Origin of the sequence: Chryseobacterium sp. X308, assembly GCF_020733145.1 — a bacterium.
Taxonomy (GTDB): Bacteria; Bacteroidota; Bacteroidia; order Flavobacteriales; family Weeksellaceae; genus Chryseobacterium; species Chryseobacterium cupriresistens.
The window spans coordinates 17,949-43,820 of sequence record NZ_JAJFZH010000028.1 but is presented as its reverse complement, the minus strand read 5'-3'; the positions used below and the strand labels follow the sequence as shown (position 1 = coordinate 43,820).

Below are 25,872 nucleotides of genomic sequence, written 5' to 3'. Positions count from 1 at the left end.
AAAGCGCTGTAGTTTTATCTGCAACGGATCAGACTTTGGTATCCAACGCTCCTCTTGGAAGTGCCTTAACATTGAATCTGGATTACACTATTCCAGCGGCAAAATCATCATCTTCTGATATTTTAGGTAAACCGGCCGGAACTTACACGCAAACAGTAACTTATACTGCAACAGCTTTATAATAAAAAAACTTTTATCACCGCTGTAGATTTGCAGTGTTCATCAAGAACAATTAAATAAAAATAACAATAAAATATTACTGCCATGACAAAACTAATCACAATCACAGCCTTAACTTTTGGAACAATCATATTTAGAACTAACAATATTCAAGCTCAGAACACAACTGCAACCACAGCTGCAACCATTACCCTGAACGATGTCATCTCTATCGATGCAGGAAGTACAGCAATTGGCGGTATAGTTGCCTTTAATTATGTTACTGCAGCAGACTATAATTCTGATCAGACAATTACCAAAGCGAACTCTTTAAAAGTTACTTCCACAAAGAACTTTAATGTAAAAGTAAAAGCAGGCGGTCCGAATTTCCTCAATGGTTCAAACTCAATCCCAGTGGATGTTTTGACCATCAAAGCTGCAGAAGCTTCCGGAAGTATGGGCGGAACAAAAAACGACGTGGTTTTATCCCCAGGAGAAAGAACTTTAGTATCCAATGCTCCTCTCGGAAGTGCCTTAACACTGAATCTGGACTACACCATCCCGGCAGCAAAATCATCATCTTCAGATATTTTAGGTAAACCGGCCGGAACTTATATACAAACAGTAACGTATACCGCGACTGCTTTATAATAAAAATTTTAGTTTAAAAGGTTCCTTTTGCTATGTTTTCAGTAGTTTTGGGAATCTTTTATTATTAAACTATTTACGCCATGCACAAATTCATTCCCCTTTTCATTTTCTTTATCCTTACAGGATCTTCTTCACTTCTGGCACAAAGTATTTCTATGTCGCCTACACGTTTGTTTTTTACCGGCAATCCGGGAGAAAAAGTAACAAAGACAGTCACGCTTCAGAACAGCTCGGATAAGGATTATGTCTTTAATCTCAACTCTAAAGACTGGTTCAGAGAAGAAGACGGAAATAAGGTTTATCTTGAAGCAGGCAGTTCAAAAACTTCCAATGCTTCATGGGTATCTACCTTAGAAAACACTGTAACAGTTCCTGCGAAAAGTACAAAGGAGATTGCAGTAACCATGCAGATTCCTGCAAACGCATCACAATCTGCCGTTACGAACAGTATGTTGTTTTTTACCCAGCTTCCTCAGCAGGCAGATAAGGCACGTGTTCAGAACGGTATTGGTATTATCACCTTATTTGAGGTGGGACTTCACATCTTTTATACTCCACCGGGAAACCATGTAAAAAGTCTGGATATTACCAATATTGCAGAAGTGAGCAATGAGAATGCAGCGAACAGAAAAGTCGCAGTAAGCATTCACAATGATGGAAACACCATTAATGATGCTACCGTTGAGTTTGAACTCACCAACACAGACAGTGGCAAAGAAATAAAATTACCCGCAATTTCAATCTCCATGCTTCCGGATACCAATCAGGTCGTTCAGTTTTCTCTACCGGAGAACATTTCAGGGAACTTTCTTGGCGTGGTTATCGTCAAAATGGCAGAATCCAATGATTTACGTGTAGGAGAAAAAAACTTTAAATTTTAATAGTAAGTCTTGAAACCACAGAATGGAATATCAACCTCAGTACTAAGAAGAACAATCTTATTTTTTATATTTGTTCTTCTGCACTTTTCGTGGGCCTTTGCGCAGGAAAAAAAGGATATTCAAATCCATTTTGAAAACGACAGTTTAGCTGTTGAAAAAGGTTCTACCTTTACTAATTTCCTGGTCATTGAGAATAAAAGTTCTGAAGAGATTATTATTCAGAATATTATTCCTCAGGAAAACTATCCGGGGTTGCTTTTCTATCCCAAAAATGACTTTACCTTAGGCGCTGGTCAGTCTAAAAATCTTCCTGTGAAACTGATTGCCAACGTGGATTTTATGAAACTTAGATCCAATAAGATCCAATTCCAGGTTTCGTACGCCACTCCAACGGTCACCAGAACTGAAAGCGTCTCGTTCTTCGTTGCTAAGGGCGAGAACAAAAATATCGCAGTTTATACCACCAGCTACGAAAATTTCATTAACCCTGCTTTACCTCAATCCTCAATTCTGCTGACTGTAGAAAATCAGGGGTATAGTAAACGCACCGTTAAAATTGATCTGCAATCCATTCCTGATGGTTTGGAAATTTTGCCAAAACAACAGACTGTATCCCTGGAAGGTTTGGAAAAGCAAACGGTTGAGATTAAAATTGCAGTCAGAAAACAGAATACACTTTATCCGGAATTTAATATTAATGCAATTGTCACAGACCTTCTTGATAATAAAATCGTGGGAAGCAACACGCTCTATTTAGTCATTTTATCACATAACAGACAGATTGCCCGTGGAAATGAAGCGGTGAGCGGAAGTAACTTTGCGGAAATGAGCTATAATGAAAACAGTTCAGGTTTCAATTATCTCCAGTTGAGGGGAAACACAGCATTTCGTGTTACTGATAATGTAAAATCGCGCTTCAATATCGGTGCAGATTACTATGTTGAAGACGGCCGTTATAATCTGTATGATACCTGGCTGGAACTGGAGAGAAAAAATACGGTATTACGTTTGGGAAATGTTAACAGCAGCGATTACGATTATCCGGTTTTCGGAAGGGGCGGGAAAATTTCTACCAGGTTTGGTAACAATAATCAGATTGAAGTTCTTGCACTTGAAAATAATTATAATCTGTACGGCACTTTTTTCCAGCAAACAGAAGGATCTACCATGGTAGGTACAAAATATGCTTTTGGGAATGCTAAATCTTTTAATGGGAAAGTGTCTTATATATTCGACCATGATCCGCGCTTTAACGTAGATACGCAGGTAGCGAATGCGGTAACATCATTGTTAGTCAGCGATAAACACACCATCCGAACGGAGGTGGGAGTCAGCCAGGAAAAAGGTCTTTTGAACAACGATGAAAATGCAGGAGCTTTACTGGGAGCCAATTACGAAGGGAAAATAGGGAAGTGGGATATACAATCTGTCAATTCCTTTGCGACCAAAAGTTATGCAGGGATCAAAAGGGGATCCTTTTTCTCAAATCAGAGGATCGGCCGCCAATTTTCTGCTGCTCAGCGCGCTTTTATACAATATCAGAACTCGCAGATAGAGCCTGAGTTCCTGAGTTTCCAGAGCGAGCCAATCCAACCTGGGAACACCGCTAATTTGCGTTATTATTTCAACAGTACAGAAGCTTTGGGACTAGGATATCAGTTTTCTTTAAAGAAATGGAATTTTCTACTGTCTCCAAAGGTTGAAAAGCAAAAAACAGCTAATTTTTACACATCACAGGAACTTTTTTCCTATAGGTTGGAAGCCAACATCAGTACTACTTTAGGTGCTCACGGATTGAACCTTACGGCGGAATATTCTTATTCAAAAGAGAATGATAAACCAGACTGGTTCAACAGTCTGAAAGCAACCTTGTCTTACAGATATAAGTCATTCTCCCTTAACGGAACTGCCCAATGGAACGCAACCAGTGTCTTTGATTTAAATTCTTATTATAATGTAAACCGTAATTTCGCCAACTATAATGTATACGCCTCTTATAATTTCCAGATGTTTAATCATAATCTGACCGGATCTTTTTCAGCGGGAACCTTTTATTCGCAACTGTATCAAAATTTAAACAGCAATATCACTGGTAATCTGGAATATAAGATTTCGCCTTCCTGGTCCACCACAGGTTATTTTAATCTTTCCGGTTATAAATCTACGGCTGAATATGCAAGCAGCGGCAGTTATTACCAGTTCAGAGCGGGGATTAAAAAATATTTTACCACCGCTACGGCTCTTGGAAATCATAAAGTGGCTTTCCAGTTCTTTGAAGATAAAAATTTCAATGGACTTCTGGAATCCGGCGAATCGGTACTTGCTAATGAAATTGTAAAACTGGACAATTATGTAGCGATGACGGATAAGAATGGAAAAGTAGTCTTTCAGAATGTGCCAGAAGGTACTTACACACTGAAAGTGAACGAAAATGCAGGTGCCCGGTTGATGATGGATCCTTCCATTATGGTCCATAACAATATTAACCGCAAAGTGGGCCTGGTAAAAAACATCAGGGTAAGCGGGAAACTAACAGAGATCAGGCAGGCCTACGATGTTTTGGAAACGGATGTAACCGGAATAGTGGTGTATGCAAAAAGTGAAGATGGCACGATCTATACTGCCGTGGTTAACCAGAAAAATGAGTTTGAATTTTTCCTGAAAGATGGAAAATATAACATCTATATTGAAAATGACAAATACAGCTATACACAACCCAGCCAAACTATTCAGGTGACAAAAGAAGGGTACTCAAAAACTCTGGTTTTTGAATATAAGAAGAAAGACACCACCATTAAGGTGAAAAAGTTTTAAATTTAAAAGTATGAAAAAGATGAGGGCTTTTCTAATAGGAATTTTTACCGTGTTCTGCGGGTCTGCAGCCACGAAAGCTCAGGATGTGTACCTGTCGGTTCCTGAAAGTAATATTTTTAACAGGACCGAGTTTACCTCAGTACCTACAAGGGTAATGACGAACGCCAACAGAACCAACTGGGATTATGCCTTTTTGGGATTACTCCCAACCGCTCCTACATTTACCTCTGTTTCAGGACCAACTTTTACTCACTCTTCTTCCTCACTTGCTTTACCCGCTTCCACGCTTCTGTGGCAGTTGGAAAGTATGGGCGGCCAGCTGCCATATACCGGGATTTCAGGTTATTTGCCAGGTTTTCAGTCGTTCAGTACAAGCGCTGTAAAATGGTTTGAACCGCCATCGATCAGTCTCGCGGGAGGATTCAACCGGGGAAATATCAATTTTACATTTAAAATTCCTGCCTCACAATTTACGGCCAATGCCTTCCGGGCCGGGAATTACTCTATGGATATTACTCAGAATTATAATGACTTCACACCCCGTAATTTTAAAACAATTTTAGTTATTCCTTCATCTATACGATGGGTTGCAAACTCTTTAACAAAATACATAGAAATTTCTTCTTTGAATGACTATCGGAATACAAGCACTCGGGTGTGGGATTTGGGGAATACGGAAATCGCGCATACGGTTGATTTTAATTTTTGGGCGAAAGCTGCTTCCGCAAACATTCAGTTTACTTCTTCTAAAGGGGTTCCGGGAACCAGAAGTATAACAAGCATTAAATTGGGGAGTAACGGATCTGCACTTACCACCAAAGCTTTATCTGCCGATTTTCAGAATTTTTCCGCGGCTAATTTCAGTGTTGCTGCGGGAAACCGAAACAGCTTCACTTCCCAGCTTTATGTGTCTGCGGAAGATTTTAAAAATTTCTTTTTTGAAGCCGGAACCTATACATTTGAATTGAACTTCAATGCCGGAAGTACAGATAACTCCATTAACAGCCTGCAAAATACGGCTGTTCAGGTAAAGGTGCTTCCTCTGTCGGAGATCACCATTCCCAGTTCCGGGCGCAATGTCAACTTCAATTTTAATACTGCTGCCCATTACACGGATGGCCAGTCACAAATGATTCCCAACCAGATTATGTTGTCTAATAATGAAAATTTTGAGCTCTATGTAAAATCGGACGAAAATTATTTCAAGAAAGGCGGCCTGCAGACCGACATCAACTCCAACATTTTACAAATTGGATTGGACGGAAGTTCTGTAAATGTACCTTTATCCAAAACTCCTCAAAAAATACTCTTTAACGGAACTCCGGTTCTGGACCGGGGACTAAACGTAAGATACACCATTTCGCCTGCGGGTGCCCAAAGTTTGGTAGGGAAGGAAAATACCACTTACTCTGTCAATGTGTATTATAGTTTTACGGCAATCTAACCCTACTTTCTGAAATAGTTTTTTTAGATTCATTTAATAGCGATAATTCATTCTGAGCGTATTTTGTCCCAGCATTTTACAGCTGTACTTCCGTGATAGCAATTGACCGAAGCCACAAAACTTTCCAAAAAATTTCCTGAAGTATCTCCATAGATACTTTTTCTTCCTTTGATGAGTTTTTCATTCACTTCTTATAATTTTCACTACCTGTAGATGTATTTTGGTAGTCTGGCTATCAATGATTGCCACTTCAGGCTGCCATTTTTATCCTGCATTATTCAGCTTTTTGTGATCAGTAATCTGTTAATACTGTTCTATATTTCACCTTTTCTCTATTTTCGATAATACCGGTAAACAGTCTGCCAGAGTCAAAATTCTCATGGAATCTGACACAGCCTTTTTTGTGAGATAAAACAGGACCTGTATTATTTCAGGTAAATCCCATTTGATTTTTTTTCACTAATATGATATTTTTTATAACTTGCCAGCTCTGGAAGAAAGATCTGAACTATATGTTTTTATTTGTATTTAAGCAATATAATTCCTTCTGCCTTCTTTCAAAAAAACAATTCAAACAGCTTCTAACCGTGATACTGAATTTATGAATGATTTGATCAACGAACTACAATTAAAAATCGAAAGACTTGAAAACGAAATTAATTTCAAGAACGGACTGATTTCGATATTGTCTCATGACTCAAAAGAACTGTTTGGAACCTTTCTGTGGCTTATCGAAGAGCTGGAGCAAAAGACCATAAGTGAGGAAGATTTTTTTAAATTATTGCCGCAGATAAAACGTGATGCCCGGAAGAACCTGCAAACGATTCAGGACAGTATTGCCTGGCTAAAAACACAATACGGGGAATTTAAGATTAAACCTGTTACAATCATGGTGATGGACCTCTTTCACTATTTAGAAGAAAAATACACTGTTAAATTAAAAGAAAAAAACATTAAATTTTATTTTAAAGGAGATCACAATGCATTTCTTACAAGCGATCGGCTGTTGCTCGAATATGTTTTGGATAAAATTTTTAACAACGCGGTAAAATACTCCTTGCCGGGTCAGGATATTTATTTTCAGGCCGGTACAGAAGGTGATCAGGTTGTACTTTCTGTAATTGATTCCGGAACAGGAATAAATGAAAAGTATTTATCGGGGATCTACAATTATGATAATCCCATATTTCTGGGAACTGCAGGAGAGAAAGGAGTAGGATTAAGTTTGAAAATTGTAAAAAATTTTATATCCTTGCTGCATGGAAACATCCAGATCATTTCCGCTGAAAATAAAGGCACTACGGTTTCTCTTTTTTTACGTAAATTTATAGAATGATGGGTTCAAAAGTAAACATTCGCATTGTTGTAGCAGACGATCATGGTATCGTCCGGATGGGTTTGATACAAACAATCAAACGATTCAGACCCGATGCCATAATTTCAGAAGTAGAGGATTATAAATCACTGTACAAATTAATTCTGAAAGAAGAATTCGATCTGGCCATTATGGACGTTAATATGCCCAATGGCACTGTTCAGGAAGCAATAGATTACATAAAATTACATCAACCTGAATTAAAAATTCTAATATTTTCTTCACAGGATGAAGAGTTGTATGGAATGCGTTATCTGAAAATGGGAGCTGGCGGCTATCTAAGCAAGCTAAGCTCCACTGAAGTTATTGAGACTGCTTTGGCGGCGATGCTCAGTAAGGGGCGGTATGTCAGTGATAATATAAAGGAAGCTATTTTTTTAGAATCCTTAAATGGCACGACGAAAAAGTCTCCCTTTGAAGCGCTGTCAGACCGCGAATTGCAAATTGCCAATAAGCTTGCAGAAGGTCTTCCCCTCAAAGAAATTTCTAATCAGCTGAATCTCCATTCATCGACGATAAGCACTTACAAAAACAGGTTATTTGAGAAGCTGAAAATACGGTCTCTGCCCGAATTGGTGGAGATTCTCAGGCTGTATAATCAGTAAAAATGCTATCACAGAAGCTTTAGACTAAATAGTTGCAGACGGGCCACTTTTTGCTCCGGTTCGTAAGTTTTGGAACCTCAGAAGACATCTCTAAGGTCTGTGCTTTGAGTCATATATCGGTATATCATATCATTCTGTCTTTCAGGTTGATTTTTGATATGCTGTTTCATTTTCTTCCCTTGTCCCTGTTAACACAATTAAATAATAATACAACAATGCTGCTGTTGCATTAAGAATAGCATATTTTATCATATTCTGATATGCTGAATGATTTTAAAGAAGATCCTTTTCATTTACAATTTTTTCCGGCCAGGCAAAGCCTGCTCCTCCATGCAGATATCTTTCCGTTTCGAGGTAAAAAGTATTCACTCCCTGTAGTCCTACTCCTGCATAATAAACGAATTTGTCTACGTGTTCCTGATATTCTCCAAACTCACGGTATTCGCTGTGTAAAGTCATGAAACCTGCCATTTCTTCGTTGTGAATACGAAAAGTTTCTGAACAGGCTTCTGCCAATGAAAGATTGTATTGTTGCTGTAAAACAAAAACGAGATTAAAAACCTCAGTTCCTTTCGCCATTTCTTTAGGCAGAGAATGAATATCGTTCTGCCATGCCACAGTTAAGGTCATATGAGATATCATTTTCTGAAAAACAATGTGTTCAAATATATGTTCAGGTAAAACGAGACCTGACTCTATCTCACCAAAAATCAGATACGGCCGCATAAGAACTGAATATTCGCGGATGGTTTTGAAAAGATGGAGCGATGGTGGCCGCTCAGCCTTCTTGTAGGGATATTCGAGCTCAATTCCATACCGGAACGATTGATAAAAATAATGTATGAAACGTTCTACCCATATCGCAGGCATTAATGCACGGAATTCGTCCCTTATTAATGCTATATGTTGATAAAGTGCATTTTCTTCTGGTTTTGGTTGCTCTCCTCTGAGAATTGCTGTACATCGATTCCTCATTTTTTCCATTTCCTTGGGAGATGAGTGTTCTACCTGATCGTCGAGCGCAACATATTGCAGCATGAATCTATTGCAAGGGATACTTTGCTCATAAGTGAGGTCTGGCCACATACGCGCAGTACACATATGTAACCTCATTTTCTTGTATTTTTCACGTTGTTTTTCTGTCAGGAAAGTATAGTCGTTATCAATCCATCCTTCCATATCTTTTCCCATCTGCTCAGCATGCGGGCTGATAAGGTCCGGCCATGGATAATAGCCGCGTGGCAGGTAATCTTTTGAATGATATTCTTCGGGTTTCATTTTATTAAAGTTTAAGGTTATTATGGATTTACTTTTACAGCTTGTTTATATCTGATTTAATTTGTTTTTCATCTCTTCCGCATCCGGAAATTCCATGGCATTATAACGGGCTAATTTGGTAGAAATATTTTTCCAGCCGCTTAATATCATACTCATATAATGCACCCAGTTGACTACGGCATCCTGCCATTCTCCAAAATCCGGAAGAGAAGCCTGTAAGGTGATAAACTCTTTCAGGTCTTCATTATGGAGACGCAGATCCTCCAGACAGGCTTCTTTCAAAGACATTTGGCGTTCGTGCTGTATCACTTTCACAATATTGTAATAAATACTCTCTGTGGCTTCATCTTTCATTACAGACTGTACTTCATTGAAAAACGTTACCAGATGGCACGCTAATGCCTGTAGACGACGAATAACCGGATGGGCATGAATTTCAGGAGGCAGAATGACTCCGGTTTCAACTTCTGTAAGCTGCAGAAAAGGATACAGACATATAGAATCTTCTCTCAGGGCAATACACTCGGTGATTGTTGGGAATGTTTTATTTTTTTTATACTGCACCTCTGTTTTTAATCCATTAAAGTACCTGCTGATCATTTGTGTAAACCGGGAAATTGATTCCTGTGGAATGAACTGCTGCAGCTCCTGCCTCAATGAGCCCAGCATTGAACCTAAGGGAATTGTAGACTGTGCCGCACTGAGTTCACCATTCAGAATTGCAATTGATTGCAAATGCACATAATCGATGTCATCAGGTTCACTTTCCTCATATAGGTCATCGTTATATAAAGTCCAGAGCATAAGCCTGCAAATAGGTTTAAATCGTTCGACTGATGCGGTAGGAAACCACTGTGCTGCAATGTGGGCCGTTTTTGTTTTCTTGTATTTCCTGCGTACATCAGGATTTTTTTCATAGAGCCAGAGATATTCTCCATCGATCCATTGATGCTCTGTTATTTCCTGCAATTGGTCTGCATAAGGATTTTTTAAAGTGGGAAACGGGTATCTGAACTTTCTGTGAAGCAGTTCAAGCGTGTTAAAATTTTCATTACTCATGATTATATGTTTTTAAAGGTTTATTTTTTAGTTTATCATTTTTAAAACTCAATAGAGAATCTCATAAAAAATGATAAGCTTTGCCCATAAAATGATATACAGTAAAACCTTCTGTATATCAAAAAGATACAATCATAAATAATGAAATGAAGTTACAAATTAATTATAATTAAACTGTAATTTATTTAAAAAAATTACTAAGAGATACGTTTAATTAATGTTGGAATCAATTCCATTAGAGGTAAATAAACTGGTAACAGATCCCCTTGTTGGAAAGTAGGCAATTTCAGATGGTAGTGGATTTTAAACCGGAAGTTTATATTTTTGTAATGTTATGCATAATCAGCTGAACCAACTTATTTCAAAAAATGTAAAACTCTCAGATTCAGAAAGAGAGCTGTGTAATCGCTATTTTGAACCTGTATTGTATCCAAAAAACAGAATAATTGAGGAAGAAGAAAAAATACCACAGTACCTGTATTTTGTGGTTTCAGGTTTTGTCCGGCTGTTCCATTACAATGATAAAGGAGATGAGATAACCACCCATATCAACTGTCCTCCCGGCTTCATTACATCGTATACCAACTTTGTCAATCAGAATAAATCTGAAGAAAATCTCGAGTGTATTACCGAATGTGAGCTTTTACGCATTACCAAAGCTGATCTCGATCTGCTTATCCGGCAGAGTCCTGCATTTAAAGATTTCAGTTTTTTGGTATTTCAGCAATCGTTGTCCTATAATGAAAAACGGGCAAAGGATCTTGCAACATTGACCGCTGAAAAGCGTTATTTAAAGCTGATAACGGAAAATCCTGAAATTCTCCACAATGTCCCGATGCAGTATATCGCTTCTTTTTTAGGGATGAATCCTAAAAGTTTGAGCCGTATCCGCAAGCAGATTATTAGGTAACATTTGTGAAGTGATTTTGAATGAGCATAAGTGAAATTTGCATTATCATTTAAAATCAAAAGATATGACAGGCAAAAACTTAGTATTGGTATCAGGTGCGAATGGTCATCTGGGTAATAATCTGGTAAGATTACTAATAAAAGAAGGGTTTCATGTAAGGGCATCCGTTCGCAGTATCCAAAATAAAGAATGTTTCAAGGATCTGAACTGCGAAGTAGTTCAGGCTGACATTACGGACAAAGGTTCCTTTGTTAAGGCTCTTCAAGGGGTTCATACATTTTATGCTGTAGGTGCATCATTTAAATTGTGGGCTAAAAATCCAAAAAAGGAAATCTACGATGTCAATATGAACGGAACCCGAAATACGATTGAAGCTGCTGCTGAAGCGGGCGTGAAAAGAATCGTTTATGTAAGTTCCATTGCAGCTTTGGATTACACCCATCTTCCTGCTAAAGAAAGTAATGGGTATAATCCTGACCGCCGGGATATGTATTATAATTCGAAAAACGATGGTGAGAAACTGGCTTTTCAACTCGCTGAAGAATTAGGAATAGAACTGGTGTCCGTAATGCCGGGAGCAATGATAGGTGGCGAAGCATTTCTTCCTTTGAATGTGTCCTATGGTGTACTGAAGTTAATTTTAAATAAACAAATACCAATGGATACCCAAATAACCCTTAATTGGGTAGATGTAAAAGATGTTGCCGAAGGATGTTACCTTGCTACTCAGAAAGGTCGCTCAGGAGAACGATATATCTTAGCTAATGAAAAATGTATGACTATTACCAACACTACCAGATTGGCTCAAAAGCTTTATCCTGAACTGAAAATCAAAGTGCCGGGTTCTGTTCCTAAATTTGTCCTCTATACCATTGCCGGATTAATGGAACTGTCAGCTAAAATTAGTGGAAAACCTCCTGTATTAACTACAAAGGATATTGCCATGTTTTCAGGACTACAACAGAATTTTGATATTTCCAAAGCCAGAAATGAATTGGGTTTTAATCCGAAAAATCCCGAACAGGCCGTAAGAGAAGCTTTGTCCTATCTGATGAAGCATAAAAATTTGCTGTAATCACCAGTTCCGATGAGGTTTATTTTGATTATACCTTTAAATTTTTGTCTTTAATAATACAAGCGAGACAGGGATTAATATTTACATTATTATAGTGTAATATCTACAAGCCAAATTATTTAATCCATCCGTTTATAGATAGTTTTGCAAATAATTCAAAACAATAATAAAATATCTGCAGAACTTACTTTGCGATAGAAATAACAGGATAAATTAAAATAAAAACAATTATGTCACTTAGATTAGGAGATACCGCACCAAATTTTCAGGCCGATTCGTCTGCCGGCAAAATAGATTTCTATAATTACCTTGGGAATTCATGGGGAATTTTATTTTCTCATCCTGCAGATTATACCCCTGTATGTACTACGGAGCTGGGAATGACAGCAAAGCTGCAAACTGAATTTGATAACCGCAATACCAAAGTACTTGCATTAAGTGTGGATAAGGTAGAAGATCATCAGAATTGGATCAAAGACATTAATGAAACCCAAATGACTTGTGTTCAGTTTCCGATCATTGCTGATGATGATCTTGCTATTTCAAAGCTTTATGATTTTATTCACCCAAAAGCATCCACTACAGCAACAGTCCGTTCTTTATTAATCATTGACCCCCATAAAACGATTCGTTTAATGATTACTTATCCTGCATCTACAGGGCGGAATTTTGATGAAATAATACGTGTTTTAGATTCCTTACAGTTAGTGGATACATATACCGTAGCAACTCCTGTTAATTGGAAAGTTGGTGATGATGTCATTGTTCCTCCCGGCATTTCTACAGAGGATGCAAGACGATTATATCCGAAAGGTCTTATTGAAATTAAACCTTACTTAAGATATACGCCTCAACCCGGTGAGTAAGATGCCCTCCTTAAGGTAACTGAATTTAAAGAGAAATTAAAAACACATCTGATTATGAATAAGAAAAAGAATATTTTATTAAGTCTGTTACTCTGTGGATTGGTGGTTTCATGTAAAAAAGCAGAAAATAGAGAGAGTCAGTCAAAGGTTTCTTCTCATATAATGACAAAAGAACAAAAGGATCAATTAAATGGTGAAGAAGTTCTGAAAGATTTTATAGAAGGAAATAAGAGATTCCAAAATAGAATGGCAACGGTGAGAGATCATACAAAACCTACACGAAAGCTTATAACAGGCCATTTTCCTAAGGCTGTGGTTATAAGCTGTTCGGATAATCGTGTTCCCGTAGATGATATTTTTGATCAGGGTCTGGGAAATATTGTTGTTGGAAGTGTGGCAGGAAATTTTGTAGATGAAGATCTATTGGGAAGTACTGAGTTTGCCTGTGCAGTAGCGGGTGCCAAACTTATCATGGTAATGGGGCATCAACATTGTGGTGCGGTAAAAGCAGCCATTGACAATGTCAGGTTTGGTAATATTACAGCGACACTTTACAGAATAAGACCAGCGGTCAATATAAGTCTGGATTTTACAGGAATGAAAAACTCAAGAAACAATGAATTTGTTAAGTACGTTTGTGAGAATAATGTACGATTAGCACTCAGCGAAATACGAAAAAAAAGCCCTATCCTTAAGGAAATGGAGGATAATGGAAAGATAAAAGTTGTAGGGACATTGTATAGCCCTGCAGATGGAACATTACAGTTGGTAAAATAATTCAGACTGTTAATGTATTTCGAATTCATCCATACTCAAAAATACAAGGCCTGAAATAGTTGTTAGACAATTAAACAATATCAAATCCGGAGAAAAAAATCTCCGGATTTTTTATTTCCGGAGTTTCAGTTTTATGACAATTTGATATTTACACAGCGATCCTTCATTAACTACAACTAAGTAGTATTATTATGTTGGCTTAACAATTTATATCTACAGGATATTTTTTTTGGAAAATGCTGAATGATATACTTTTACAAAATGACAATTCACTTTATGATTCTTGTATATGTTTAAAAAATGCTGATTACCGGCGGTGATAAATACAGATAAATTCCCACGTTTGAAGTAAGTCAGAAACAGAGATTGAATATAAATAAGATAATTACATTACGTGGATCAATAATACAACATAATTTTTAAAATTTAAATAATGAAAAAATCATCAATTTTATTGGGAGCTCTGACTCTGGGAGCGTTTACATTAGGAACCAACACTGCTTTCGCCACTGTAAAATCAATGGAAACACATTCTACTGAGGCTGCATGTGGAGGTAAAACGGGAAAAAGTGGTGAAGCCAAATGCGGAGGTAAAAAAACTTCAGAAGGAAAATGTGGGGAAGGAAAATGTGGAGGTAAAAAAACTGAAACCCAAACTAAAGAAGGGAAATGTGGAGAAGGAAAATGCGGGGAAGGAAAATGTGGAGGCAAAAAAACTAAAAATGAAGCCAAAAAAACTAAAAAAACTAAAACAGCATCAAGTAAATAGTTTTTTTTGGAATCGGCAGACTTGTACAACAGGTCTGTCGATTTTTAAATATTAATGGCAAATAAAAGATTATGGTAGGAATAGGTTATCGGAAAGAATTCTCGAAAACATTTTTAAATACTGATGTTTTACAACCTGATTTTGTGGAAGTAGCGCCCGAAAACTGGCTGGGAGTGGGCGGATACTGGAAGAAGGAATTGAAGAAGGTACTGGAAAAATATCCGCTGTACTGCCATGGATTGTCTCTTTCTGTGGGGAGTCCGGAAGGAGTAGATAAAGGTTTTGTAAAACAGGTAAAGCAGTTTTTGGAAGACACACAGGCTGTATTGTATTCCGAACATCTTACTTTCTCTAAGGTGGATAATGCCCATTTGTATGATCTGCTGCCTATCCCTTTCACCCGGGAGGCCATAGAACGGGTTTCTGAAAATATTCTTCAGGTTCAGGATATTTTGAAAAGACCACTGATTTTGGAAAACGGAAGCTATTATACTGTTTTAGAAGCTGAAATGTCAGAAGCAGATTTCATTAACGAAATTGTCAGCACGACGGGCTGCGAGCTGCTGCTGGATGTAAACAATGTGTATGTTAATGCTTTTAATTTCAAGTATGATGCAGAAAAATTTATCCAAAGCATGCCCCTGAATAAAGTGAAATATATTCATATGGCAGGTCATTTTAAAGTAAATGATCATTTAATTATAGATACCCATGGAGAAGATATCATTGATCCGGTGTATAACTTACTGGCATGGGCTATAGAGAAAATAGGCAAAGATATTCCTGTTCTTTTGGAAAGGGATTTTAATATTCCGGACCTGGAAAATTTACAATATGAAATTGACACTTTGAAATTGTTAAAAAACGAGATCTTAACACTTCAGTGGGATACTGCATATGGACAATAAAACATTTTCTCTTCAAACGGATATTGCTTGGTATTGCAGAACCGGTTTGCATGAACCGCAAACCAGTATTCAGGAGCACACATTCCATTACAGAAGGTTGGTGTATAATGTGATAAAAGACACATTGAAAAGTGCATTTCCTATGACAAGGAAATTAATCGGTAAGAAAAGATGGAAAAGAATGGTAGCCCATTTTTTTGAACATCACAAATGTCAGACTCCACAGGTATGGAAGCTTCCGCAGGAATTTTCAGACTATTATCAGCAGTATGATTTCCCTTTTAAGAAAAGATTTCCTTTTCTTATTACTCTTCTGCAGTATGAATGGCTGGAGATTGAAGTTTTTATGATGGAGGATTTGCCCACGGATGAATTCAGCCCGGAAAAAAAGCTGCAGGAAGATGGAATTATCCCCAATCCTGAAATCAAGATCTTATCAACAGAATATCCTATTCATCTAAAAAATGTGAAAGAAATTACGGAAGAAGACAGAGGTCAGTATTTTGTTTCTGTACATCGGGATTTTTATACAAAACAAATACATTTCAACGATCTTTCGTATCCTTTTGTGGAAATTATTTTAAAAGCCAATGAAGGCTGTTTTAGCAGGAAAGATTTCATAGAATTACTTGCCAGATATGATAACGACAGGGAAAAAATCATGAAATTATATCAGGATTTTGAACAGTTTGCCTTACAGAATACTATTTTTTTAGGATACCGGATCTAAGTGCGAATTACTTTTATAAAGGATCATCGTTATGGTCTTTTTTTAACATTATTACATTATATAAATGAAAAAAATACAGGAAATAATTAACAGATCTTATAGAATAAAAGATTTTGTTTTATTAGGTTTACGTTGGGTGCTGGCATATGGATTTTTTAATCCGGCAATAATGAAGTTAAAAGATATCAGTAGTATTGCGGAGTGGTTTGAAAGTATAAACATTCCTTTACCTCTATTGAATGCTTATTTAGCAACTGGAACAGAGATTTTGGGAGTAATTCTATTAACATTAGGCCTGCTTAACAGATGGATTTCAATTCCTTTGATCATTACGATGATTATTGCTATTGTCACGGTACATTTTGGAAATGGTTTTGATGCAGGAGATAACGGTTTTGAAATTCCTCTGTATTATATTCTGATGCTTCTTACTCTTTTATCTTTTGGTGCCGGAAAATACAGCTTGGATCAATTTTTAAAACTCAACAGAATTAAAAATTAATAACACAGATCCCGAAAGAAGAAATAATCAATCATAACGAAATGAAAAAAGCAGGTGTTCTTACACTTGCTTTTTTATTGCCGTCTTTGGCATATGCGTAGCTTCCAGACTGGTTGGTAATTCTCTGAAAAAAGGATATTTATTGAAATATAAAAATCAGTTAAATAGGCCCTGGGTTCATTTCATCTAAATATACCATTCCTGGTAAGGTTAGTTCAGTTACAGATTTTTTTGAAAATTAGTTTTAGATTATTTTGAACCCAAAGCACTATTTGGTGTGAAGAAAAATATTTATAATGAGTGATTTTTATAATGTAAATTTAGGAAAATTGTTATCATTGGAAGATGAAAACCAGTAGTTATAAAACTACATGGATGACATTATTTATTGTATTTCTGTTTGTTTTTCATGTACTTAATGATGAATAAGGCTGTATAATGTAAGCAGTTCATCGTTAGATTTTGTTTCCTGAAAAGACCATGCGATAATTTTTTCTCATTATCAAAGTTGGTTTATCTTCCGTAACTATTATCTTTTTTGACAAGATTCTTTCCGTTTCTGAGATTCCTTTTAAAAAGAATATGCAATACTCTCGTTTTGATTGCCGCCATTTGTTGGGGCTGAAGTAATAGTTTTTCCCGCAGATTGTTATTGGTCCTGAGACTCGTCATTAAATAGGAAAAAAGAACAATGGATGCAGTTACAATTGCAATAGTAAGTAAATCGTTCATAGTATCTTTTATTTTTAGCCAGTTTAAATCTTTATATTATTTCAGATCAATGGCATATTATATAGTGGGCAAAAATATTGATTAAATATTTGAAATACAGGTGATTAGTTGTAGTTATTGTGCTGCCGTAATGAAAATATATATTGTGTTTTTATATATAGTTTAAACTACTGACGAATACTATAATAACATCAGAGATCGTGTACGCTTTTTTACATATCAGTACAATTAAAAACTACACACGTTGCTGTTTATTCTTACGGTCTTATTTTCTTGTAAATTATCGAATTAAGTAGTTTTACAGATTGTTAATAATTAAACAATTGGTCTTTTTAATTACATTTTGTGTAAGGAATAATCTTCTTATGGCAGACCTTTTTAAGCTAAGATCATGTCATTTTTTTTCAGTTCATCAACACGAATAAAAACTACATACATTACGGTTTATTCTTACGGTATTAATTTTCAGTGGATTGTAACACCGCCTAATTTTGCAAATGATAATAGTTAAACAATAACGGTATTTTAATGACACGTTGCGCAATAGATGATCTGCTTAAAATAATTGGGGCTATTTTCAAAAAATCGGTATGATAAAATCAGTACAAAAAATGAAAACAAAAACAAATGTCTTTTTAGACTTCGATAACACACAATTTGACGGCCACCTTCATAATAGTATGAATAGCTTTATAAGTAATTATAGTAATAATGATATTCCCGGATTATCAAAAAAGCAGTTAATGAACGAGCTTATGGGTACAGGTCCTATTTCAAAGGGATCTAAACAGGCGGTACAGGATGCTTTAGAACTTTCTTTAGCGTTGGATAAAGGAAGAGCTAAGGGTAATCCAAAACATAAAGCTCACAGCTTTGAATTTTTTGATGGAAAGGGTTTAAATGAATTTGTTGGTAAAAGTAAAGACCAGGGTGTTGATGTTGTTGTATTAACGGCCTCTATGTATCCGAATGCGATTAAGGCAGTATATGAAATGAATGGCTTAACTCATTTAAAGGATATTTCAATAATTTCTGTTCCAATTACTAATCGTGCTCAAATGGCTCAGGATAAGAATACAGAAATACAAAAATATGAAGAAAATCAAAGATTAAGAAATAAAGAGCTGCATACGGTTCACAATATTTTTGTTGATGATAGTAAGGAAAATATTCAAGTATTTAACGAAAGCAGAAATCCGAATAATACCGGGATTTTAGCACCGAATGGGATTGATTTGAAAAAGCTTACTACTGCCGTAGAAAAAACGCTTTCCGGTAAGCAGGAATCTGTTTCCAAAGGTGTAAGTTCGTCTGCTCCGGAAGTTCCTCCTAGGACTAAAACAGATAAAGCTCCAGCTCATGATTATACGGAAAATCAAGATACAGAAGAGGGATTGTATGCCTATCGTGATGCCGCAGGGGAGCTTCATTCAAGTAAACATAAATATAAAGAAAATGTGGTCTTGAATGATAAAAAGGATATGAAAGGAAACCTTTCAAAGTTTACTGAAACTCAGAATAAGCCACAAATGATTAGAGAACAGGGTGGTAGGTCTCATGGGGCGCAGGCGAAAGGAATGGATAATGAAGTTGCTCCTGCAATTCCTGCCAGATCTCCTAAAGCCCCTCCAATTCCTCCTAGAGCTAAAGTTGAGCAGGCTCCTCCAGTTCCTGCCAGACCACAAAGAAGACCTTAGAATTTTAATACGTAAAAATTACTATAAGTACATAGTTAGGGATTAAAAAACTATTGCAGCTGTTTATATGATCAATCACTTTGTTATTTATTCACGAATAATAGCAGGACAGCAAAAAGCCAATGGATAGAAATGATGACGTCATATGTTGCTGTTTGATCTGAAATTTTATAATTGACATTTAGTATTCATCAATATAGGTTGGGTATGAGCAGGCTGAGAAAAATTCTATCCGGTTTGTAATTGGCCTGCCATCCTTTATGATCAGAACAGAATTCCCATAAGTGATTTTGGTAATGATAAATATCTTATTGGATTAAAATAAACACAAATTATATGGAATATAAAACCCCAAAAACATTAGAAAGGACTCCCTTAGTCTTTGGTTATCCTGTTATCACCGCTATGATCGTTGTTATATGTCTGATGTTGTTTCTTTTTATTGTATTTAAAAAGGTACTGTTATCATTAATCTTTTTAGTAGTTCCTGTACTGTATCTATACATCATTAAAAAGTACCCGAGAAAAGGAGAGTTCAAAGAATTTTTTTTTGATTTTAAGATGGGAGTACAATGCATCAGATTTGATGAGAAATTAGAAAATCTGATTAGTATCAATTCAAAAGATAATAGAGAATTAAAAAAAGTAACTGAATCAGTCTGAACTATCAGAAGAGTTTTTGACAGACTGACATAATTCTGCAGGATGATGGTAAAAAACAGGGAACTATTTTTCAGCAGATATTCCGGTTACAGATAAAAATAAACAAACAAAATTAAAATTTAGTTTTAAAATAGAGCAGAAATGAAAAATTTGAAATTTAATAAAAGGAGCCTGATCGCATTGTTATTACCAATAAGTAGTTTATTATATTCCCAGGGAGGCGGCGGTGCAGGAACAATTGATGCAAAAATTAACGGATGGACAAATACCCTTAAAACTTCATTGAATGCAGGCGTTGCTGCTTTTGCAGTGGTGGGTGCTTTCCTGATCTTTGTTCAGTATATGCAGGGTAACGAACAGGCTCAAAAGAATTTTGTTCGTTTTGTGATAGGCTTAGCTATTTTTGGCCTGGTTGATGTTATTACTCATGTATTCATCTAGAATATAAAACACTTCAATAGATATTTAGATTTAAGCTATAGACTATTTATATAGCTTAAATCTAAAATTGACACTACTTATCTCTGCAAGAAATTTGAATACTTCAAACCTTAAATTATTCAATACCGCCTTTTTGCAATTTCCCTGAAATTTTGTTGTGGCATACATTCTTATTGCGTGCTGATTAGAAACGTCTTTAATTGAACTATGGAATTTAAATCATTTGTTGAGCCTTCAAATATGGAAGAAGAAAAAGTGAAGTCAGCTTTAGCAGAAAACGGAAAAAATGCAGTGGATGACAAATTTAAATTATTGAATAGTAATAAAATGCTGTGTATAAAGTGTAATAGTGACCAGAATGTTAAGCTGGCTAATAGTGCTTCTCTATCAGAAAACAAAGATGAAAATCAATATCCTTTATGTGAAAATTGCAGAAAAGCTTCTTTTAAAGTTAAAATATTCAGATAAAATGCTTCTCTGTTATCTGTATCATCATTTATCAATATTAAAATACCAATGGATTTAAAAAAATTACGTGAAATTCCTTCTACTTACTCTTTAGTTAAAAAAGCATTATTTCTTAGCTTCTCTATTACAATTATAGCGATCATTTCCAGCTCGGTCTGGGCTGTTTACGTGAGTAAAGTTTTTACTAAAAAGATATATATAATTACTGAAAAGGGGCAGGCCGCGATTGCAAATTCTATGAATAACGATCAGGATTATGAAAATTACAGACTGCCTGAGATCAAGAACCAGATTAAAGTGTTTCACAGATTATTTTTTGGATATGATCAGTTCAGCTATGATAAGAATATCAATGAGGCGCTCTATCTCATTGGAAACTCCGGAAAAGAATTGTATTTGTCTCTTAAGGCCAACGGGCATTTTGCGAGAATACAATCTCAGAACCTGGTTCAAAAACTGGAGATAGATTCTATAAAAGTTAACGATAAAGAATATCCTTATCACGCCTCTGTTTATGGAAAGCTCAGTGTCTCCAGAGTGGATCAGAATGTGAGTACAAAAAATCTGTTTTATTCCTCTTTCGATTTATATAATGTAGCAAGAACTGAAAATAATCCTCATGGTTTACTCATTGAAAACTATTTATTCAAAAGTAAAGGCTTTGAAAATGCTTCAGTTAACGATGGCGGTAATGGGGTAAAGACAGAGGCTGCTGATAATGAAGAAGATTCCCAATAGGAAGAGGATCATTGATACACTATTGTATTGTAAAATCTTTGGATTGATAAGTATTGGATGATAATCTGGAATTTCAACAACGGGATTCTGTTATAATTTGTGTATAATGAAAAACGATAAATATTCTTTAGATATTTTAATTATACTATCCTTTTTAGTAATTGTACTATTTATTTTAGTAGATATTTATTATTCTAAATATAGTTATGCAGCTGAGAGAAACTTAGGTAACGAATATATCAATATATTCATAATAAAATTATTTAGAAGTTTCCCATTAATTGAGAATCCTTTATTATTAAGGGTTTCAAGTCTTACTATTGCTACTGTTGTTGCTTTGGTTTTGAAGTTAAGAGAGAAGTAGGGGAAGATTCTTCTTTTATGAAAAATATTATAGTAGAAAGGTCATCTTTTGTCATTTTACTTATTGAAAACTATCTATTTAAAAGTAATGGTTTTGAAGAGGCTTCGGCTAAAGATTTTGATAATATTCTACAAGAGGAAAACCCTCTTAATACAGAAGATTCCCAAAAGACAGAGGATAGCTGATACAGTATAGTATTTTAAAATCCTTTTTGATTGCTAAGTATTAATGATAATCTGGAATTTCAACAACGGGATTCTGTTATAATTTGTGTGTAATGAAAAACGATAAATATTCTTTAGATATATTAATTATATTTTCCTTTTTAGTAAGTATACTATTTATTTTAGTAGATATTTATTATTCTAAATATAGCTATGTAGCTGAGAAAGGATTGGGTAACGAATATATCAATGTATTCATCATAAAGCTATTTAAAACTTTCCCGCTCATAAAGAATCCTTTGTTATTACGAACGATAAGCCTTGCCATTGTTTCTTTTTGTTGCTTTGGGTTTGAAGTGAAAAGAGAAGTAGGAGAGAATTCTTCTTTTATGAGGAATGTTATCATAGTAGGATCATCTCTTATCATTTTCTTAAGTATATCGGTTGTGAAGATTGAAATAATCTCTTATACCATCATATCTTTTGTTTCTTATATTGTTTATATCGTTGGGTTTTTAAAATTCAGAAAATACTTCAATTTTTATGATAAGAAGGATGAATTTAACGATAAAAATCAAATCTTTGAACAGGAGAAAGTCGTGAAGAAAAATCCGTATTCCGTCAATTTTAAAACAGAAAACGGGGTGATTAATGTGGTAAATCCTTTCAGGGCTACTATGGTTCTGGGAACTCCGGGATCAGGAAAGTCTTACTCTGTAGTTGAAGAATATATACGGCAGCATATTCAGAAGCAATTTTCGATGATGGTGTATGATTTCAAATTTCCGGCACTGGCCAAAGAAACATTTGCTTTTTATGAATACTATAAAGAGCAATACAAAATTGAACCTCGTTTTTGTGTGGTTTCGTTAGATGATCTGGAGAAATCCAATTTTGTGAATCCTCTGGATCCTCAATTGATAAGAAAAGCTGCAGATGCCATTGAAGCATCACAGACCATCTTATTCAATCTGAATAAAGAATGGATTACGGAAAAAGACTTCTTTGCACAATCAGCGATTTCGTATTTCGCTGCCTGTATCTATTTTTTGAGAATTTATGAAGACGGGAAGTTTTGTACGCTACCTCATGCCATCTCTTTAGCTTCTTTACCGGATGAAAAAGTATTCAAGGTTTTTGGGAAATATGCTGAACTGAGATTCTTTATGACTCCCTTTGCAGATGCTTTAGCCAAGCAGGCTTACGAACAGCTTTCTGGTCAGACTGCATCTGCGAGAATACCCCTGTCTCAGCTGGCAACCAAGGAATTATTCTGGGTAATGGGTAATAATGTTTTTCCTGAAGAGAATATTTCATTAAGTATCAATAATCCGGAAAGTCCGTGCATATTGATTATTGCCAACTCACCAAGTACCCAAACCACAAATTCTCCTGCTTTAGGGCTTGTGGTTACCCAGCTTCTGAAAGAAATTAATCAGCAGGGAAGACAGCCTTGTTCCGTGATCCTGGATGAGCTTCCCACCATGTACTTTATGGGATTGGATAACCTGATTGCCACTGCGAGATCCAACAAAGTTTCAACAACCATAGGAATGCAGGATCTTGAACAGTTGAAGCGTGATTATGGCGATAAAGTAGCTGAAACCATATTCAACATTGTAGGTAATATTTTCAGTGGTTCAGTAAGAAGTGAGACGGCAAGCAAACTTCAGGAAATATTCGGAAAGAAAAAACAAAAATTAAAGAATGTAACCATTGATACCAATAACTCATATTCTATCAATGAGAATTTAGAGTATGCCATTCCGGTATCTGCGATATCTCAGCTTTCTCAGGGAGAATTTGTAGGGGTTATTGCCGATAATTTCGGAGAAGAAATTAACAGAAAAATTTTCAGAGGAAAAATAAAAGTAGAGAAACGTACTGATCAGATCAAGAAGGAGATCCCGACAGTTATAGAAGGAGAAATGATCAATGAAGTTCTCAATGGGAATTTTGAAAGAATTGTAAAAGAGGTTGATATTCTTATTGAAAACGAATTATATAGAATTTCCCAGGAGGAAAATGCTGAAATGGGCAGTGAACTGTCGTCACAGGTGGAAACACAAGAGAATTGATTTTTTGTAACTGAGAAAACATACAATGATGATAACACCTTATGTATACATTACCTAGCAAAAAGAATTGGATACTTCCTGTGTGTTTTATCTTTTTTATTGTATTTCCTTATCAAAACGTACAATCACAAAAGATGATACCGCCGGTTGAATCTTATAGTAAAATTGTCTCATCCCATTACGGGTATAGAAAACATCCCATTGATAGAGTAGTTAAAAAGCATCAGGGTGTTGATTTCTCTGTACCCAGCGGAACTGCTGTATTTTCTACCTATTACGGGATCGTTTTAAGTTCAATGTACGAAAGAGGATATGGCAATACCATCTTAATTGATAATGAGGGAGGCTTTAGAACCAGATACGGACATTTAATGTCCCTGTTTGTCTCAAAAGGTGACTTTGTAAAGCCCGGACAGTTGATAGGGTTAAGCGGAAATACAGGACATTCCACTGGTCCCCATCTCCATTACGAAATAATAATTGAAGGTAAAAAAATTGACCCTTTATTATTTCTGAATATTATGTGTAATAATAGTTTTTAAAAATATGTTTGCAAATCTTGACAAGAAAAAAAAGATCATCATTGGGGTTGTTTTTGTGGCTGCATTAGGTACTCTCATTTTGATCATGAGCCTGATCCTGTTCCCAAAAATGAAGGAGTCTGATGATAAGTTGATTGTAACTCCTAATGTAGATGAGAAACAGCTTGAAGAAAAATCAAAATTAGAAATTTATAATCAGGATGAAAGGGATTTAAAAAAGTACTTTTCAAAAGATGGAAAGTATGGTATAGATACAGAACTGCCTGAAGATGAAAAATTATTGCAGGGACAGTTTCAGAGTTTTGACGGCAAAACTGAAGAAAATGATTATGCCAAAAGGCAGGAACGCTATATGAAAGCTTTATCCAATATCGCTTCACCGGGAAGAAGCTACTCTTCCGGTTCCGGGTATAGTTCGGGATATGGTTCCGATTATGGTTCCGGCACTGAAAGCAGCCTTAGCAAAATATTTGAGCTTCAGGATAAAATCCGTGCAGGCTTAACGGAGGGTTCTGCCTCACGTAATTCCCAGGATTCTGCGGATACTTCAAAAATCAGGGAAAGTAAAAAGGAGTTGGTTAAAAACGATGTTCGGGATCAAAAGAATTTTTTCCAGGGAACAACAGCCGGAAATAACAAGAAAATTTTACAGCTGATTCCATCAGAAACCATAGAACAGAAAAGGATATTAGATAAAAATATCATTCCTATCAGAATAAAAGAAGATATGAGGCTTACAGATGTCCCGGGCGGACTGGTAATTCCTAAGAATTCGATTGTTTATGGGAAAATATCCTTAGGGGAAGACCGGATCAATATTGATATTGAAAGCTATAAAAAAGATAATGTTCTGTACCAGTTAAACTTTAGAGTTTACGACTATGATGGAAGACAAGGCATTCAGGTGAATAATCATTCGTGGCTTAAAATCCCTTCAACAGTATCGAAAGATGTTTTCGATTATGCTATTCAAAGAGGTACCAACGCCGGCGGTTCTGTTTTAGGTGGCAGTACCAATACCGGGATAGATTTAAAAGAGGCGAGAAACCTGGCCATTTTATCAGCAGGAAAAGAAATAAGCAAAGAAGTATTTGAGAAAAGGAGAGTGTTCTTACCTAAAAAATACCAGTTATGGATCAATATAAGATCCTCAAATAATGGCTCTGGTTTTAATTAGAGCGC

Annotated in this window: 27 protein-coding genes and 1 pseudogene; 24 read left to right on the top strand and 4 right to left on the bottom strand. The window is 35.9% G+C overall.

The annotated features are described in order from the left end of the window. The 5 genes and pseudogenes from LIV57_RS20780 to LIV57_RS20760 form a co-directional block, all read left to right on the top strand. Window positions 1-182, top strand: a pseudogene (locus tag LIV57_RS20780) (peptidoglycan-binding protein LysM); the annotation flags it as partial. A gap of 82 nt (window positions 183-264) precedes the next feature. Continuing rightward, a complete protein-coding gene (locus LIV57_RS20775; RefSeq protein ID WP_227944133.1) occupies window positions 265-810 on the top strand; it encodes a peptidoglycan-binding protein LysM in 546 nt (181 codons plus the stop codon). 80 nt (window positions 811-890) lie between these two features. Next, window positions 891-1,691 carry a WxL protein peptidoglycan domain-containing protein gene (locus tag LIV57_RS20770; RefSeq protein WP_227944132.1) on the top strand — a complete coding sequence of 267 codons (801 nt, stop codon included), beginning with the start codon at window positions 891-893 and terminating at the stop codon, window positions 1,689-1,691. Between the two features lie 9 nt (window positions 1,692-1,700). Further along, window positions 1,701-4,505: a hypothetical protein gene (locus tag LIV57_RS20765; protein WP_227944131.1), complete on the top strand. Its 2,805-nt coding sequence runs from the start codon at window positions 1,701-1,703 to the stop codon at window positions 4,503-4,505. Window positions 4,506-4,515: 10 nt separating this feature from the next. Further along, window positions 4,516-5,949 (top strand): hypothetical protein, encoded by a 1,434-nt coding sequence (locus LIV57_RS20760; RefSeq protein WP_227944130.1) that lies wholly within the window; start codon window positions 4,516-4,518, stop codon window positions 5,947-5,949. 47 nt (window positions 5,950-5,996) lie between these two features. On the opposite strand, the gene LIV57_RS20755 is transcribed toward LIV57_RS20760, so the two are convergent. Beyond that, a complete protein-coding gene (locus tag LIV57_RS20755; protein WP_227944129.1) occupies window positions 5,997-6,137 on the bottom strand; it encodes a hypothetical protein in 141 nt (46 codons plus the stop codon). 413 nt (window positions 6,138-6,550) lie between these two features. Between LIV57_RS20755 and LIV57_RS20750 the strand changes: the two genes are divergently transcribed. Further along, on the top strand, window positions 6,551-7,285 hold the full coding sequence (locus tag LIV57_RS20750; RefSeq protein WP_227944128.1) for a sensor histidine kinase: 735 nt from the start codon (window positions 6,551-6,553) through the stop codon (window positions 7,283-7,285). Then, window positions 7,282-7,929 (top strand): response regulator transcription factor, encoded by a 648-nt coding sequence (locus tag LIV57_RS20745; protein ID WP_227944127.1) that lies wholly within the window; start codon window positions 7,282-7,284, stop codon window positions 7,927-7,929. Before LIV57_RS20750 ends, LIV57_RS20745 begins: the two co-directional genes overlap by 4 nt. Before the next feature lie 273 nt (window positions 7,930-8,202). On the opposite strand, the gene LIV57_RS20740 is transcribed toward LIV57_RS20745, so the two are convergent. Both LIV57_RS20740 and LIV57_RS20735 read right to left on the bottom strand, forming a co-directional pair. Then, window positions 8,203-9,207 carry a terpene synthase family protein gene (locus tag LIV57_RS20740; protein WP_227944126.1) on the bottom strand — a complete coding sequence of 335 codons (1,005 nt, stop codon included), beginning with the start codon at window positions 9,205-9,207 and terminating at the stop codon, window positions 8,203-8,205. 45 nt (window positions 9,208-9,252) lie between these two features. After that, window positions 9,253-10,266: a terpene synthase family protein gene (locus LIV57_RS20735; RefSeq protein WP_227944125.1), complete on the bottom strand. Its 1,014-nt coding sequence runs from the start codon at window positions 10,264-10,266 to the stop codon at window positions 9,253-9,255. Between the two features lie 334 nt (window positions 10,267-10,600). On the opposite strand from LIV57_RS20735, the gene LIV57_RS20730 reads away from it, so the two are divergent. From LIV57_RS20730 to LIV57_RS20695, 8 genes are all read left to right on the top strand, one after another. Continuing rightward, window positions 10,601-11,176, top strand: a complete 576-nt coding sequence (locus LIV57_RS20730) for a Crp/Fnr family transcriptional regulator (protein WP_227944124.1) — start codon at window positions 10,601-10,603, stop codon at window positions 11,174-11,176. Between the two features lie 64 nt (window positions 11,177-11,240). After that, window positions 11,241-12,251, top strand: coding sequence for an NAD-dependent epimerase/dehydratase family protein (locus LIV57_RS20725; RefSeq protein WP_227944123.1), 1,011 nt, complete (start codon window positions 11,241-11,243; stop codon window positions 12,249-12,251). A gap of 230 nt (window positions 12,252-12,481) precedes the next feature. Beyond that, complete coding sequence (locus LIV57_RS20720) at window positions 12,482-13,117, top strand: peroxiredoxin (protein ID WP_227944122.1); 636 nt, start codon at window positions 12,482-12,484, stop codon at window positions 13,115-13,117. 54 nt (window positions 13,118-13,171) lie between these two features. Next, entirely contained in the window at window positions 13,172-13,894 is a 723-nt protein-coding gene (locus LIV57_RS20715) for a carbonic anhydrase family protein (protein WP_227944121.1), read from the top strand. A gap of 433 nt (window positions 13,895-14,327) precedes the next feature. Then, on the top strand, window positions 14,328-14,663 hold the full coding sequence (locus tag LIV57_RS20710; RefSeq protein WP_227944120.1) for a hypothetical protein: 336 nt from the start codon (window positions 14,328-14,330) through the stop codon (window positions 14,661-14,663). A gap of 71 nt (window positions 14,664-14,734) precedes the next feature. Then, window positions 14,735-15,571 (top strand): DUF692 domain-containing protein, encoded by an 837-nt coding sequence (locus tag LIV57_RS20705; RefSeq protein ID WP_227944119.1) that lies wholly within the window; start codon window positions 14,735-14,737, stop codon window positions 15,569-15,571. Continuing rightward, window positions 15,561-16,301: a DUF2063 domain-containing protein gene (locus tag LIV57_RS20700; RefSeq protein WP_227944118.1), complete on the top strand. Its 741-nt coding sequence runs from the start codon at window positions 15,561-15,563 to the stop codon at window positions 16,299-16,301. Before LIV57_RS20705 ends, LIV57_RS20700 begins: the two co-directional genes overlap by 11 nt. 64 nt (window positions 16,302-16,365) lie before the next feature. Then, window positions 16,366-16,803, top strand: a complete 438-nt coding sequence (locus LIV57_RS20695; RefSeq protein ID WP_227944117.1) for a DoxX family protein — start codon at window positions 16,366-16,368, stop codon at window positions 16,801-16,803. 513 nt (window positions 16,804-17,316) lie between these two features. On the opposite strand, the gene LIV57_RS20690 is transcribed toward LIV57_RS20695, so the two are convergent. Beyond that, window positions 17,317-17,535, bottom strand: coding sequence for a hypothetical protein (locus tag LIV57_RS20690; RefSeq protein WP_227944116.1), 219 nt, complete (start codon window positions 17,533-17,535; stop codon window positions 17,317-17,319). A 611-nt stretch (window positions 17,536-18,146) separates the two neighbouring features. On the opposite strand from LIV57_RS20690, the gene LIV57_RS20685 reads away from it, so the two are divergent. The 9 genes from LIV57_RS20685 (at window position 18,147) to traM (ending at window position 25,867) form a co-directional block, all read left to right on the top strand. Next, entirely contained in the window at window positions 18,147-19,232 is a 1,086-nt protein-coding gene (locus tag LIV57_RS20685) for a hypothetical protein (protein WP_227944115.1), read from the top strand. Window positions 19,233-20,036: 804 nt separating this feature from the next. Continuing rightward, on the top strand, window positions 20,037-20,336 hold the full coding sequence (locus LIV57_RS20680) for a hypothetical protein (RefSeq protein ID WP_227944114.1): 300 nt from the start codon (window positions 20,037-20,039) through the stop codon (window positions 20,334-20,336). Between the two features lie 207 nt (window positions 20,337-20,543). Then, entirely contained in the window at window positions 20,544-20,804 is a 261-nt protein-coding gene (locus LIV57_RS20675) for a hypothetical protein (RefSeq protein WP_227944113.1), read from the top strand. Window positions 20,805-20,852: 48 nt separating this feature from the next. Then, window positions 20,853-21,542, top strand: coding sequence for a hypothetical protein (locus tag LIV57_RS20670; protein WP_227944112.1), 690 nt, complete (start codon window positions 20,853-20,855; stop codon window positions 21,540-21,542). 106 nt (window positions 21,543-21,648) lie between these two features. Next, window positions 21,649-21,906 carry a hypothetical protein gene (locus tag LIV57_RS20665; protein WP_227944111.1) on the top strand — a complete coding sequence of 86 codons (258 nt, stop codon included), beginning with the start codon at window positions 21,649-21,651 and terminating at the stop codon, window positions 21,904-21,906. A gap of 17 nt (window positions 21,907-21,923) precedes the next feature. Continuing rightward, on the top strand, window positions 21,924-22,091 hold the full coding sequence (locus tag LIV57_RS20660) for a hypothetical protein (RefSeq protein WP_227944110.1): 168 nt from the start codon (window positions 21,924-21,926) through the stop codon (window positions 22,089-22,091). A 92-nt stretch (window positions 22,092-22,183) separates the two neighbouring features. Beyond that, entirely contained in the window at window positions 22,184-24,148 is a 1,965-nt protein-coding gene (locus LIV57_RS20655; protein WP_227944109.1) for a type IV secretory system conjugative DNA transfer family protein, read from the top strand. A 134-nt stretch (window positions 24,149-24,282) separates the two neighbouring features. Then, window positions 24,283-24,690 (top strand): M23 family metallopeptidase, encoded by a 408-nt coding sequence (locus LIV57_RS20650; protein ID WP_227944108.1) that lies wholly within the window; start codon window positions 24,283-24,285, stop codon window positions 24,688-24,690. A 4-nt stretch (window positions 24,691-24,694) separates the two neighbouring features. Beyond that, window positions 24,695-25,867 (top strand): conjugative transposon protein TraM, encoded by a 1,173-nt coding sequence (gene traM / locus LIV57_RS20645; protein WP_227944107.1) that lies wholly within the window; start codon window positions 24,695-24,697, stop codon window positions 25,865-25,867. Window positions 25,868-25,872 lie beyond the last annotated feature (5 nt).

Bases quoted from the DNA above. Each gene is read 5' to 3' on its own strand.
- LIV57_RS20775 (WP_227944133.1), top strand. From the start codon at position 265: ATGACAAAACTAATCACAATCACAGCCTTAACTTTTGGAACAATCATA.
- LIV57_RS20770 (WP_227944132.1), top strand. From the start codon at position 891: ATGCACAAATTCATTCCCCTTTTCATTTTCTTTATCCTTACAGGATCT.
- LIV57_RS20760 (WP_227944130.1), top strand. From the start codon at position 4,516: ATGAAAAAGATGAGGGCTTTTCTAATAGGAATTTTTACCGTGTTCTGC.
- LIV57_RS20750 (WP_227944128.1), top strand. From the start codon at position 6,551: ATGAATGATTTGATCAACGAACTACAATTAAAAATCGAAAGACTTGAA.
- LIV57_RS20745 (WP_227944127.1), top strand. From the start codon at position 7,282: ATGATGGGTTCAAAAGTAAACATTCGCATTGTTGTAGCAGACGATCAT.
- LIV57_RS20740 (WP_227944126.1), bottom strand. From the start codon at position 9,207: ATGAAACCCGAAGAATATCATTCAAAAGATTACCTGCCACGCGGCTAT.
- LIV57_RS20735 (WP_227944125.1), bottom strand. From the start codon at position 10,266: ATGAGTAATGAAAATTTTAACACGCTTGAACTGCTTCACAGAAAGTTC.
- LIV57_RS20730 (WP_227944124.1), top strand. From the start codon at position 10,601: ATGCATAATCAGCTGAACCAACTTATTTCAAAAAATGTAAAACTCTCA.
- LIV57_RS20725 (WP_227944123.1), top strand. From the start codon at position 11,241: ATGACAGGCAAAAACTTAGTATTGGTATCAGGTGCGAATGGTCATCTG.
- LIV57_RS20720 (WP_227944122.1), top strand. From the start codon at position 12,482: ATGTCACTTAGATTAGGAGATACCGCACCAAATTTTCAGGCCGATTCG.
- LIV57_RS20715 (WP_227944121.1), top strand. From the start codon at position 13,172: ATGAATAAGAAAAAGAATATTTTATTAAGTCTGTTACTCTGTGGATTG.
- LIV57_RS20710 (WP_227944120.1), top strand. From the start codon at position 14,328: ATGAAAAAATCATCAATTTTATTGGGAGCTCTGACTCTGGGAGCGTTT.
- LIV57_RS20705 (WP_227944119.1), top strand. From the start codon at position 14,735: ATGGTAGGAATAGGTTATCGGAAAGAATTCTCGAAAACATTTTTAAAT.
- LIV57_RS20700 (WP_227944118.1), top strand. From the start codon at position 15,561: ATGGACAATAAAACATTTTCTCTTCAAACGGATATTGCTTGGTATTGC.
- LIV57_RS20695 (WP_227944117.1), top strand. From the start codon at position 16,366: ATGAAAAAAATACAGGAAATAATTAACAGATCTTATAGAATAAAAGAT.
- LIV57_RS20690 (WP_227944116.1), bottom strand. From the start codon at position 17,535: ATGAACGATTTACTTACTATTGCAATTGTAACTGCATCCATTGTTCTT.
- LIV57_RS20685 (WP_227944115.1), top strand. From the start codon at position 18,147: ATGAAAACAAAAACAAATGTCTTTTTAGACTTCGATAACACACAATTT.
- LIV57_RS20680 (WP_227944114.1), top strand. From the start codon at position 20,037: ATGAAAAATTTGAAATTTAATAAAAGGAGCCTGATCGCATTGTTATTA.
- LIV57_RS20675 (WP_227944113.1), top strand. From the start codon at position 20,544: ATGGAATTTAAATCATTTGTTGAGCCTTCAAATATGGAAGAAGAAAAA.
- LIV57_RS20670 (WP_227944112.1), top strand. From the start codon at position 20,853: ATGGATTTAAAAAAATTACGTGAAATTCCTTCTACTTACTCTTTAGTT.
- LIV57_RS20665 (WP_227944111.1), top strand. From the start codon at position 21,649: ATGAAAAACGATAAATATTCTTTAGATATTTTAATTATACTATCCTTT.
- LIV57_RS20660 (WP_227944110.1), top strand. From the start codon at position 21,924: ATGAAAAATATTATAGTAGAAAGGTCATCTTTTGTCATTTTACTTATT.
- LIV57_RS20655 (WP_227944109.1), top strand. From the start codon at position 22,184: ATGAAAAACGATAAATATTCTTTAGATATATTAATTATATTTTCCTTT.
- LIV57_RS20650 (WP_227944108.1), top strand. From the start codon at position 24,283: ATGATACCGCCGGTTGAATCTTATAGTAAAATTGTCTCATCCCATTAC.
- traM (WP_227944107.1), top strand. From the start codon at position 24,695: ATGTTTGCAAATCTTGACAAGAAAAAAAAGATCATCATTGGGGTTGTT.